7 protein-coding genes, 1 tRNA gene and 1 rRNA gene are annotated in these 12,480 nt (G+C 36.4%); all 9 read right to left on the bottom strand.

The window, feature by feature from the left end; all coding sequences use genetic code 11:
- Positions 1-84: 84 nt before the first annotated feature.
- The 9 genes from BN38_RS03590 to zapA all read right to left on the bottom strand — a co-directional run bounded on the left by BN38_RS03590 (position 85) and on the right by zapA (position 12,476).
- Positions 85-161, bottom strand: a tRNA-Ile gene (locus tag BN38_RS03590).
- A 210-nt stretch (positions 162-371) separates the two neighbouring features.
- Positions 372-1,898: ribosomal RNA gene (locus BN38_RS03585) — 16S ribosomal RNA — on the bottom strand.
- A gap of 464 nt (positions 1,899-2,362) precedes the next feature.
- Complete coding sequence (locus BN38_RS03580; protein ID WP_044565644.1) at positions 2,363-3,913, bottom strand: NAD(P)/FAD-dependent oxidoreductase; 1,551 nt, start codon at positions 3,911-3,913, stop codon at positions 2,363-2,365.
- A 31-nt stretch (positions 3,914-3,944) separates the two neighbouring features.
- Positions 3,945-5,030 carry a tetratricopeptide repeat protein gene (locus BN38_RS03575; protein ID WP_044565643.1) on the bottom strand — a complete coding sequence of 362 codons (1,086 nt, stop codon included), beginning with the start codon at positions 5,028-5,030 and terminating at the stop codon, positions 3,945-3,947.
- A 1-nt stretch (position 5,031) separates the two neighbouring features.
- A complete protein-coding gene (locus tag BN38_RS03570; protein WP_044565642.1) occupies positions 5,032-5,733 on the bottom strand; it encodes a hypothetical protein in 702 nt (233 codons plus the stop codon).
- Complete coding sequence (gene argS, locus BN38_RS03565; RefSeq protein ID WP_044565641.1) at positions 5,733-7,433, bottom strand: arginine--tRNA ligase; 1,701 nt, start codon at positions 7,431-7,433, stop codon at positions 5,733-5,735. Before argS ends, BN38_RS03570 begins: the two co-directional genes overlap by 1 nt.
- A 14-nt stretch (positions 7,434-7,447) precedes the next feature.
- Positions 7,448-9,793 (bottom strand): endonuclease MutS2, encoded by a 2,346-nt coding sequence (locus BN38_RS03560; protein WP_044565640.1) that lies wholly within the window; start codon positions 9,791-9,793, stop codon positions 7,448-7,450.
- Positions 9,793-11,985 (bottom strand): peptidase U32 family protein, encoded by a 2,193-nt coding sequence (locus BN38_RS03555; RefSeq protein ID WP_044565638.1) that lies wholly within the window; start codon positions 11,983-11,985, stop codon positions 9,793-9,795. The genes BN38_RS03560 and BN38_RS03555 overlap by 1 nt, the downstream gene beginning before the upstream one ends.
- A complete protein-coding gene (zapA, locus tag BN38_RS03550) occupies positions 11,985-12,476 on the bottom strand; it encodes a cell division protein ZapA (RefSeq protein ID WP_044565637.1) in 492 nt (163 codons plus the stop codon). The genes BN38_RS03555 and zapA overlap by 1 nt, the downstream gene beginning before the upstream one ends.
- Positions 12,477-12,480: the final 4 nt, after the last annotated feature.

Raw genomic sequence — 12,480 nt, 5'->3', positions numbered from 1 at the left:
CTGACAAAGTTGCAAGCAACTTTGAAACGCCGCGACGTCTGACCTTCCATCAATTTTGCTTTGCAAAATTGGGATAGGTCATTATGGTGGACCTGAGTAGACTCGAACTACCGACCTCACGCTTATCAGGCGTGCGCTCTAACCACCTGAGCTACAGGTCCAAGCAATTAATAGGTACCAATTAATTTGTTTCTAAAAGTTAGGAAACAACGTATCGTTTCCCTGCTCCGGTTACTGGTGTTTATTCCTCTGCGATTATGGTAACTATGATAGTTACTTGTTTAGAGGCGTAATTTGTCGTTGCTTTGCAACTGACAAATTATGGTAAATCGCTTCGCTAATTTGCCACCCAGTATGCCGGGCTTCCTTAGAAAGGAGGTGATCCAGCCGCACCTTCCGATACGGCTACCTTGTTACGACTTCACCCCAGTTACTGACCCTACCTTCGACTGCTGCGTCCAAATGGTTCGCTCACAGGCTTCGGGTATTGCCAACTTCCATGGTGTGACGGGCGGTGTGTACAAGACCCGGGAACGCATTCACCGCAGCATTCTGATCTGCGATTACTAGCAACTCCAACTTCATGCACTCGAGTTGCAGAGTGCAATCCGAACTGGGACAGGCTTTTTGAGGTTCGCTTGACGTCACCGTCTCGCCGCCCTCTGTACCTGCCATTGTAGCACGTGTGTAGCCCAAGTCATATAGGGCATGATGATTTGACGTCATCCCCACCTTCCTCCGGTTTGTCACCGGCAGTATTGCTAGAGTCCCCAACTTAATGATGGTAACTAGCCATAGGGGTTGCGCTCGTTATGGGACTTAACCCAACATCTCACGACACGAGCTGACGACAACCATGCACCACCTGTATTACAGTTATCCGAAGATATAGTGTCTTATCTCTAAAACACGCCGTAATATGTCAAGACTTGGTAAGGTTCTTCGCGTTGCTTCGAATTAAACCACATGCTCCGCTGCTTGTGCGGGTCCCCGTCAATTCCTTTGAGTTTCACACTTGCGTGCGTACTCCCCAGGCGGAGTGTTTATTGCGTTAGCTGCGGCACCCAGATTTACTCCAGACACCTAACACTCATCGTTTACGGCGTGGACTACCAGGGTATCTAATCCTGTTTGCTACCCACGCTTTCGTACCTCAGCGTCAGATAATGGCCAGAAAGTCGCCTTCGCCACCGGTATTCCTCCTAATATCTGCGCATTTCACCGCTACACTAGGAATTCCACTTTCCCTTCCATCTCTCAAGTTAAACAGTTTTAAAAGCTTACTATAGTTGAGCTATAGCCTTTCACTTCTAACTTTTCTAACCGCCTACGTACCCTTTACGCCCAATGATTCCGGACAACGCTCGGTCCTTACGTATTACCGCGGCTGCTGGCACGTAATTAGCCGGACCTTATTCGTATAGTACTGTCATTTTCTTCCTATACAAAAGATTTTTACAACCCGAAGGCCTTCTAAATCACGCGGCGTCGCTGCATCAGGGTTGCCCCCATTGTGCAAAATTCCCCACTGCTGCCTCCCGTAGGAGTCTGGGCCGTGTCTCAGTCCCAATGTGGCCGTACACTCTCTCAAGCCGGCTACTGATCGTTGCCTTGGTGGGCTGTTATCTCACCAACTAGCTAATCAGACGCAAGTCCATCTTACACCGCTAACACTTTGATTAATGCTTCATGCGAAGTATTAATATCATAGGGTATTATTCTCCGTTTCCAGAGGCTATCCCCTTGTGTAAGGCAGGTTACTCACGCGTTACTCACCCGTTCGCCACTAATCCAATTAAAATCATTCCGAAGAATTCATTTAAGTTTCATCGTTCGACTTGCATGTGTTATGCACGCCGCCAGCGTTAATCCTGAGCCAGGATCAAACTCTCATGAAAAATATTTTTACTACTTATATTGTAGTTTTAAGTTTATTTCATAAGAACTTTTTGATTCAAGCTCTTTTCATTTACACTGATTATTAATCAATGCGTGATTTATTTAATCGTCCTTTTCAAAAGAATCAACTTGGATAAGTTGTCAATAACTTATTTAAAGTTTTTTTGATAGGTTGATTATGTTTTGTTTTTACATAATCATTGATATTAAATTTCATTGTAGATAACGAGTCCTCAGGCTACGCCTTGCGGCAATTCCATTGAGGGTCCTCTTCTGGCCGGACGGGCCAGTTATCTGGTTCAGTGTCGTTTATTTGTAACGACTTTAATAGTCTACTACTAAAAAATACTTTTGTCAAGACTTTTTAAAATTATTTTTAAAAAATCTTTTTTATCATCTTCATTTCTTAGAAGCGACTTATAAAAGTATACACCCTTTTATTTTGAATGTCAAATGTTTTTTATTATTTTCTTTTTAATATATATTCTGCTGTCTTAATACCATCTATAGCTGATGATACTATACCTCCTGCAAAGCCTGAACCTTCACCTATTACATATAAGTTTTCAACATCCTCTGCTTTATTTTCGCCATCCCTTAGCATTTTTATTGGAGATGATGATCTTGTTTCCACTCCAGCTAGTATAGCATCGTAGTCATCAAAACCTTTGATCTTATTACCCCAGTTTTCCACTGCTTCTATGATCATTGCTTCAATTTCTTCTGGATATAGACCCCTTAGATTGCTTTTTTGATAAAAACCTTCAATTGATGGTTTTATATGACCAAATTCTTCAGTAGCTTTATTATTTTTATAATCTATATATTTTTGAACAGGTACTTTGCCACTTCCTAGTTTATATGCCTTTGCTTCTATTTCTCTTTGGAATCTCATTCCATCTAATATATTTTTACCGTATATATCCTCGCCAACAGTGACTATTATTGCTGAGTTGGAATTTTCTCCATCTCTTGCATGATAGCTCATTCCGTTGACACAAAGTTCACCTTCTTCACTACTTGCATTTACTACATATCCACCTGGGCACATACAAAATGTATAGGCAGATAAGCCCTTTTCTCTATTATTATAGGAGAGATTGTATGAAGCAGCTGGCAAGGGATTATTATCTATATCAGTTTCTTTGCCATTATATTGGGCATCATTTATAGTTTTTCTCTTGTGTTCAATTCTAAATCCAACGGCAAAGTTTTTGTTTTCCATTTTTATTTTATCTTTTAACATCTCAAAACTATCTCTTGCAGAGTGTCCCAGGGCTAGGACATAGGAATCACTAACCAACTTATTACCATTGATGGTTAAATCGCTTACTTTACCATCATTTATACTTATATCGTCCATATGGTGGGAGAATAAAAATTCGCTTCCATTATTTATAATCTCTTTACGCATATTGACAATTACATCCCTTAATAAATCTGTCCCTATGTGCGGCTTGGAATCTATTAGTATATCATCTGGTGCTCCATGTTTGTGAAATGTCTCAAGAACTAATCTAACCCTTGGGTCTTTGGATCTTGCGGTAAGTTTTCCGTCTGAATATGTTCCTGCTCCACCTTCTCCAAATTGGATATTACTTTCTGTATTGAGTTTGCCAGTTTTTTTGAATTTTTCAATAGTTTTTATCCTGTCTTCTATTGGCTCACCTCGTTCGATTACTTTTACCTTTACTCCGTTTTGAGCTAAGATGTAGGCACAGAATAATCCAGCTGGTCCAGATCCAACTATGGCAACTTCTTTTGGTGGATTGTTAATTTCTATAGAAAAATCTTTATAGGCAAAGCTCTCAGCACCCTTTATCTTCTTAATTTCCTTATCTGGCAAATCTATATCTACTAAAACTTGGTAGTTAAATTTTATTCCCTTGCGAGAATCAATAGATTTTCTAAAGATTTCATATTCAAAATCTTTGCGTCTGATTAGTTTTGCAATTTTTGCCCTTAGCTTATCTTTGTTGTCTGATTCTAGAATAATATTTCTAATTATTATCATAATTCCTCACTAAAAAAGACCCCTAGAGGTCTTAGATTTCAAATTGATTTTTGATTATCATCAAGTTATGCCTTATCTCATCGCTTAAATCATCGAAGGTTAGCAATTCTTCAATATCTTCTTTTGCCTTGTTAATATTTCCTATAACTAAGTTGATTTGTATTTTGTTATAGGAAAGCCTTGGATCTGATGGATATTTGCCTAAGCCTTCTTCTATTATATTTAAGGCATCGTATGGTTTTTCATTTAGATATAGGGAAACTCCGTAGTCATTGTAGACTTCCCTAAAGTCTGCACCTGCATCAAGGGAATTTTCGAAAGCCATAATAGAATTGTCGTATTGGCCGATATTTTGGTAGGCAACTCCCAGATAATAATATGCATCAGCACGTTTCTTATTTGAAAGAAGCCCAGTCAATTTTTTGATTGCATCATCATACCTAGATTTACCTATGAAATAAAGAGCTTCTTCAATCTCTGCATTGTCATTTATTTCTGTAAGCTTATCCCTTATTTCATCCATGGCTTCTGGTGAATCAGTTTTTTGCAAGGCATTGTTATAATAGCTTCTTGCCTTGATATATTCTCCCAAGTTTTTGTAAATATTGCCTAGTTCATAGTAAGCTATAGCAAAGTTTTGATCCCTAGAGATTATATCTTGCAAGATTTTAAGGCTTTCTTTTACAAATTCGTCTGCATTTTCTTCTTCTAGGTCAAAAGCAATTGGCCATAGATATCTGGCGTATAGATATGAATTGTAATTATCTTCTGGATTTAGAATATATCCACCCCTCAAAAACAAAAGGGACTTATCTCTATTGTCACTTGCCAAGGCCTTACTTGCAGTGTATTTGGAAATGGCTGGAATGTAATTGTTCAAAATAACCTTGTACTCGCCCGCATGGATAAAATCAGGATCAACACCAATATTTATAATCATCCCATCCAAGAATTTTTCCAAGGAAATTTCTTCTTGCATCTGACCCGTCATAATGCCAGTTTTCATATCGTCGATATATACTGGCAAATCTAGGTCTTTTAATAGTTCATTGGAGGAAGTATCCTTTAAGTTCAAATATGCCAAGTTTTCTGTATATTTTCGAAAATAATTATTCATATTAATATCTCATAAACTTTCTTTGGCGGTATGGGTGGTCGTTTAAGTATTTGAATAGATGTCCCTTAACCAGATAAAATAATAGTTCAAAAACTGCATATATCAGAATATATCCAGCCTTTGTGAGTCCTAAGCTTAGTCCATAGGTAAAGTTATAAGTAAAATAAACTCCAATTATTATAAATATTAATGATAATAAACCATAGGTTATTACATTGTCGCAAACAAATTTTGCTGATGATTTTATTGCATCAAATCCTGACTTGCCATTAATATAAACTTCTTCTACCATTGCCGACATAAAAAATTCAAATGCTACCATGGTTATCAAATAGCCCGCAAAGTTCATGCCTCTTTGGATGATTGATAATACCATGCTTATAAGATAATAGTAGAAGACTGTACTTAATATTGGCTGAAAAAAATTGCCTAGGGAGTTTCCTATAGATTTTTTGCCTGGGTTGCCGTAAACAACAAGGCTTCTCAAGGCTTGTGCTACAAAGCAAAGAAGGGCTGCATCAATAAAGTAGTTGATTAGCCCGCCTGCCATAGTTCTTGAGAACATCCCATTCATTCTATAATTCTGGTAAAAGGCTCTAACTAATATAACTATAAATGCTATATATACTTTGTCTAACTTGGCAAAGCTTTCTTTAAAAGCCTTGCCCGTTACTTCAATAAAGTCCTTTAGCCTATCATTCATTACATTTTCTCAACAGTTTTGATTCCAAGTAATGCTAGTCCTTCTTTGATAACAATAGAAGCAGCATATGTTAGAGCAAGTCTTTCGTTTTTAACATCTTCATCTTCTACCATGATTTGGTGAGCATTGTAGAATTTGTTGAAGTTCTTAGCTATTTCCATAATTTGTCTTGATACAATTGATGGTTCGTATTTATCGTGTGCTTTGATTAGTGAATCTTCAAAACCAGCTATTGATTTGATTAAGGCCATTTCTTCTGGAGTATTTAAGTTCTTGAAGTCAAGTTCTGCAAATTCTTCTTTGCCTGCTTTGGCAAGAACAGATTTTGCACGAGCGTATGTGTATTGTACATATGGACCTGTTTCTCCGTTGAAGTTTAGTAGGTTGTCCCAGTTAAATACATAGTCTTTGATTCTGTTATTGTATAGCTCTTGGAACTTAACTGCACCTATACCAACTATATGAGCTGTTTCGTCAATATTATCAATATCAGCATCACGGTCAGCCATGATTTCTTTTGTCTTTTCAATTGCCTTGTTTAGTACGTCTTCTAGGAAGATAACGTGACCACGTCTTGTTGATAGTGTCTTATCTTTCATAGATACAAGGCCAAAAGGAATGTGGATACAATCTTCCCAATAATCGTGACCCATCTTCTTTAAGATTTTTCTTAATTGTTGGAAGTGTAGGTTTTGTTGGCTTGCTACGACGTATAAGTTTTTGTAGTAGCCATATTCAATATCACGGTTTTCTGCTGTAGCAATATCTCTTGTGATATAAGCACTTGATCCATTTGATTTTAGGATGATTGCTGGTGGAAGGTCTTCATCTGTAAGGTCAATGATTTGAGCTCCCTCAGAATCAACTAATAAGTTTTTCTCTTTTAGTTCTGATATTACACGTGGTTCTGCAGCAGCGTTGTAGCTTTCACCGTGGTAGTTATCAAATTCGATGTCAAGCATTGCATATACTCTATCAAATTCTTTTAGTGAAAGGTCTTTGAACCATTGCCACAATTCTACAGCTTCTTCTTGGCCTTCTTCAAGATTTCTAAATTCTTGTCTAGCTGCATCCATCATCTTTGGATCATCTTCCGCTTCTGTATTATATCTTACATATAGTTTTAATAATTCATTGATTGGATCAGCATCTATAGCTTTTTTATCTCCCCAAAGTTTATAAGCTGCTATCATTACACCAAATTGTGTACCATAGTCACCTATATAGTTGATACCAATTGTGTTATATCCCAAAGCTTTGTAGATGTTTCTTATAGCATCACCAATTACAGTTGATCTTATGTGACCAATGTGGAATGGTTTTGCAATATTAGGAGCAGAGAAGTCTATGGTTACATTTTTGCCTGTACCAATTTGTTTTTTACCATAGTTTTCTTTTTCTTTTAATACTTCATTTAAAACTTGATTTTGGATAAATGCTTTGTCTGAATAAAAGTTAATATATGCATTTAGTACTTCAACTTTTTCAAATGTTTCAAGCTCGCCGATTTCATCTTTTAGTTCGCTTGCTATTTGTGCTGGGTTTTGTCTTTTAATTTTTGCTAGTGAAAAGCATGGGAATGAATAGTCACCCATATCATCTTGTGGCGGAATTTCGATTAGGTCATAGATTTCGTCATATGATAGTCCAAGGTCTAGTTCTTCAAGTTTTTTAGCAATAATTACTTTTTGATCTTTCATAAATTCTCCTTATATTAACTTAGGCTTACGATGGTTACACCAAAACCACCCTCTTTGTCATTACCAGTTCTAAATGAACCAATCATTCTATTAGATTCAAGATACTCTGTAATGCCCTTCCTGAGCGCTCCAGTACCCATGCCGTGGATAATTTTTACTTCATCAAGTCCTGTAAGCATGGCATCATCTAGATATTTGTCTACTTTTAAGAGAGCCTCGTCTAGCCTTTGGCCTCTTAAATCAAGGGTTGGTGAAAAACTCGCTACTTTCTTTGCATTATACACTTTGTTGATATTTTTTCTAGTTTCATCCACACTTGCAATCTTTGTTACATTTTTGATATTTGAATCCATTTTTAGTATACCCATTTGGACTTTGATATCGCCTTTTTGATCTGGTGCAGATATAACTTCTGCTTCTTCGCCAAGACCCGCTATGATTACCTTATCTCCAATTTTTAGGTCATCTGGTATATCTTTGGATTTTTTGACTTTTAGGCCGTCTTTTTGTCTATCAATCTTGTTTTTCTTGTATCTATTTCTAATGTTATTAAGAGACCTGTCGATGTCACTTGTATTGGCGTTTTTGGATTTTTTCGCTTCTTTGAGCATTTCTTGAGATTCACTGTTGGCTTTTTCTAGAATTTCATTGGCCTTATCTTCAGCTTCTCTTATGATTTTTTGGCGTTCTTTCTCAACTTCTTTGGATTTGGCTTCAAGTTCTCTTTTAATCTTTTCTATTTCTCTCTTATAGCTATCGATTTCGACGTTTTTCTCTTCAAGAACTTTCCTATCTTCTTCGATCTGTTCTAGGATCTTATTTACATTTCTCGTATCTTCTCCAAGAAGACTTTGGGCGTTGTCGAGTATTGTTTGGTCAAGACCAAGTCTTTTTGAAATTTCGAAAGCATTTGACTTTCCCGGTGTACCAATCTCTAGTCTGTAGGTTGGAGATAGTGTGTTTACATCAAATTCTACTGATGCATTCATCACTCCCTCTGTGTCAACAGCATAGTATTTTAGTTCACTGTAGTGGGTTGTGGCAAAGGTCATAACCTTCCTTTTTCTAAGGTTATCTAGTATTGATATGGCTAGGGCTGCACCTTCTGTAGGGTCAGTACCAGATCCAACCTCATCTAGTAATACCAAAGACTTATCGCTTGCTTTGGATAATATATCTACTACATTAGTAAGAGAAGCAGAGAAAGTAGACAGGCTCATCTCGATGGATTGCGTATCGCCAATATCCACATATATATCATCAAATACATTTACTATAGACCCTTCATCTGCCGGAATGTAAAGTCCACTTTGGGCCATAAGACTGATAAGGCCAACAGTTTTAAGTGATACAGTTTTACCACCTGTGTTGGGTCCTGTAATAATCAATGTTAGATAGTCGCCTCCAATTGAGACATCAATAGGTACAACGTTTCCCTTTAATAATGGATGGCGGGCTTGTTTTAGACTCATTATTTTCTCGTTTGTAATCTTTGGCAATGAGTGTTCTTTGTTAATGGCATACTTCGCCTTAGCAGCCAAGAAATCTATGCGGCCCATTATTTTTTGATTTTCTAAAATCTCCACGTCAAAGGCTTCTGTTAATCTTGATAGCCTGTCCAATATCCTTGCAATCTCTTCTTCTTCCTTCAATTCCAAGTCCCTAAACTGGTTATTAAGTTCAACAATGGCAGCAGGTTCTACAAAAATTGTATTGCCACTTGAGGACTTGTCATGGATGATGCCACCTATGGCTGATTTCTTATTAGTCCTAACCGGAACAACATATCTACCATCTCTTACAGAAACAACCTTGTCTTGTAGAACGTCATCAAATTTGGAATTTGTCACATAGGAATTAAGTTTCGCCTTGATTTCTTGCTCTTTACGAGCCTTTTGCCTGCGAATATTTCTTAGGGTCCCTGATGCATTGTCAGCTATTTCATCCTCACTAATGATTGACCTTTCAATCTCTTTTCTTAGGAAATCATCAGTATTGATCCTATCAAAGAGATCTTTGATATAAGGCTCAGATATACCTTTACCGTATTCTTTGAGATATTCACAAGCTCTAAGTAAGTCATTGACTTGCAAGAGCTCGTAGGCTTCTAGGATTCCCTTTTTCCTAACATAGGAAATCATATCGGTAAAATCATAGAGACAAAATAAGTCAATATTGCCAAATCTCTTGATAACTCCAAACATCTGTGATGTATGATCTAGCTCTTCTCTTATATCGTCAATATCAGTCATAGGAGTTAAATTTAAAATTTTATTTTTAATAAGCGTTGAGCGTGCTTCTTTAGATAAGGCTTCTAAAATTTTCCTATATTCTAGGACTTCTAAAGTTCTTTCTTGCATTAAATAACTCCTTTCTCGTATCTTTGGGATATTTTCTTTGTATTTTTTATGTCATCATCTTCCATAACAGAATAAAGTAGTGAGACCTGATTGGTAAATTTACTAATATCAACTATACTGGCTTCTTCTGGATAAATCTTGGAATATGATCCATAGCGGATGACCTTCATCTCGTTGCCATCAAAGGACTTCATGCTTGCGTTGTTAAAGGAACAAGTCTTGCATCCCTTTAAGCCACATTTTTTAATAACAGAAAATGGACAATGTCTCATATTCATAAGCTCTATCCTGCCATAGGCTAGGGCTTCTACTTGTAAGTCTTGTCTATTTATCGTTACAAAATCACTTTCTACCGACGATATGATACTTTCTGCAAGGTCAGCGTAGAAATCATAGGCATAGGAATTGAAAACATTGAGATATCTACCTATCCTAATTTTTATATCATTGTTTTTGAAATCATCTATAAAATATAAATCCCTATAATTATTTAAAATCACACCACGAATTTTATTTTCTTTAATATAGCCTATGAGTTCGTCAATATCATAATCATCGTGTGAATCTAGGTTAAGGTATAAGTTCAGACCAGCATATTTTTTATCAAAGGACCTTATATAAACATTGTCAAAATCATCTAGCAATTCTCTTGATATATGATTAGTCAAAAGCTCTATATTTTTCTCTCTTTTGATATTCTCTTTTGTCCTATGCTCTGGCAGCGTGATTTCGAAAGCTTGCCTATGATAATCTTTTAGTATCTCTTGGCAAATTAAGCTAATAGCCTCTCTGCGGCATTGATTGATGTCCTTTTTTCTAAGGAAAATCCCATCTTCTATATCCACTTCTATTAGACTTGGCTCAAAAATTTCATCATTAAACTTGGATAAATTTTTTCTGATATCAGCTTCATTTATAGAAATTTTGCTAGCTTTTTCACCTTTTACATTGTGAATGTAAGTTGCTGTGTGCTTGCCATGGACTATTGTAAGCTTTGGATAATCGTCAATTTTTGCCTCAAAATGTAATTTTACATCTAGATTTTTGTATCTTGTGAGTCCTTCTTCTAAGTCTTGATTTAAGGAAGTAGAATTTAGCATAAGAACATTAGAATTAATTTTGCTATCCTTGTATTTATCTAGGAAAATTTTATCTCCAGCCTTGTAGGATCTAGTTGTAGTAAATGGTAATTTCTTGCCCTTGTCTGTTGTAATTTCTAGATTATCTCCAAGATTAAGATTAGAATTGCTGATGAAGTACTTCTTGCCTTTTTCATTTGAAATTTTTCCGATAGACCTATGCTTATTGTCATCTTTCAAAAGAATATATTCTCTATTTTGGCCAAAAATGAAACCATCAGTGTAGCCTCTATTTGATGAATCTAGCAAATCATTTTTATTGTAATTATCCTCATAAATCTTGGACCTGTAGTTAGAAACAGCAGTATATACGTATTCTGCTGTCTTCATACGGCCCTCGATTTTCACGCAATCTACACCAATTTCTAGAAGCTCGTCTATATTGTCTATAGCATTTAGATCTTTCATATTGAGAAAATAGTCATCGGCAAGGACCTTCCCATTTGAAATGAGCTGGTATTTTTGCCTGCAAGGTCCAGCACATCTGCCCCTATTTGCAGATCTACCACCAAAATATGAGCTCATCAAGCATTCACCAGAATAGGACACGCACAAGGACCCATGGACAAAAACTTCTAGTTCACAAGGAAGTTTGACAATTTTTCTAATCTCTTCTATTGGAGTTTCTCTGGCTATGACAATCCTATCAAAACCAAGAGATGCCAAATATTTTGCCCCATAGTATTCCCTAACAGCCATCTGAGTTGATGCATGAAGCTCCATGCCAGTAACCTTATCTTTTATGATAGAGAAAAATCCTATATCCTGGATAATTAGCCCGTCAGTTCCATACTCATAAAGTTTTTCCACATAGGAAATAGCCTTTGCCATTTCACTATCTTTTATGAGGGTATTCATGGTTATAAATACCCTCTTGCCAAAGAGGTGGACTAGGTCTATCACTTCTTTGATATTTTCAATAGTGAAATTTTCGGCATAGGCTCTTGCACCAAATTCATCAAGGCTTAAATAAAAGCTATCAGCACCAGCAGCAAGACCTGCATAAAGCCTGTCGAAGTTACCAACAGGTGCTAGGATTTCAGTTTTTGTCATTAAAGTTTTTCCTTAAAATTATCATTTTCTGCTTTTAAGCTGATAACTTCTTCTTGGAGTTTCTTTACTTCATTTCTAAGTTTTTCTATAGTTTTTGTGGACTCTTCGTTGTTTTTAACTCTTCTATAAAGGTTGGCATTTTCTTCTTCAAGTTTTTTGTTTTGGTCAACTTTTTCATCAAGCCTATTTCTCAAATCTTCATTTTCTTCTATAGCTTTTTTATAATTTTCGCTAAGGCTTGGGTAGTTTTCTACTGCTTCTCTTGAATCTTCCTTTAAGTTATTGTATTTGTTGCCCACATTGAACAAGTCATTGGCTATGTTTAAACTAGTAAGAACTAACTCTCTGTCAAAGCTTAAACGTTGTGATTTTACTTCACTGATTTTCTTTTCTACGTATTTTGCAATATCTCTGATTTGATCTTCATCTTCATCTGTCAGAAGTGTGTAGTTTACACCGTCAATTTCAACTTGAACTTTATTTTCAGACATTTAT

Source organism: Anaerococcus provencensis (assembly GCF_000312365.2).
Classification (GTDB): Bacteria; Bacillota; Clostridia; order Tissierellales; family Peptoniphilaceae; genus Anaerococcus; species Anaerococcus provencensis.
This window is presented reverse-complemented; position numbering and strand designations above follow the sequence as displayed.

What these genes read in the sequence shown, in the direction of transcription:
- BN38_RS03580 (WP_044565644.1), bottom strand. Translation starts at nt 3,913, where the DNA reads ATGATAATAATTAGAAATATTATTCTAGAATCAGACAACAAAGATAAG.
- BN38_RS03575 (WP_044565643.1), bottom strand. Translation starts at nt 5,030, where the DNA reads ATGAATAATTATTTTCGAAAATATACAGAAAACTTGGCATATTTGAAC.
- BN38_RS03570 (WP_044565642.1), bottom strand. Translation starts at nt 5,733, where the DNA reads ATGAATGATAGGCTAAAGGACTTTATTGAAGTAACGGGCAAGGCTTTT.
- argS (WP_044565641.1), bottom strand. Translation starts at nt 7,433, where the DNA reads ATGAAAGATCAAAAAGTAATTATTGCTAAAAAACTTGAAGAACTAGAC.
- BN38_RS03560 (WP_044565640.1), bottom strand. Translation starts at nt 9,793, where the DNA reads ATGCAAGAAAGAACTTTAGAAGTCCTAGAATATAGGAAAATTTTAGAA.
- BN38_RS03555 (WP_044565638.1), bottom strand. Translation starts at nt 11,985, where the DNA reads ATGACAAAAACTGAAATCCTAGCACCTGTTGGTAACTTCGACAGGCTT.
- zapA (WP_044565637.1), bottom strand. Translation starts at nt 12,476, where the DNA reads ATGTCTGAAAATAAAGTTCAAGTTGAAATTGACGGTGTAAACTACACA.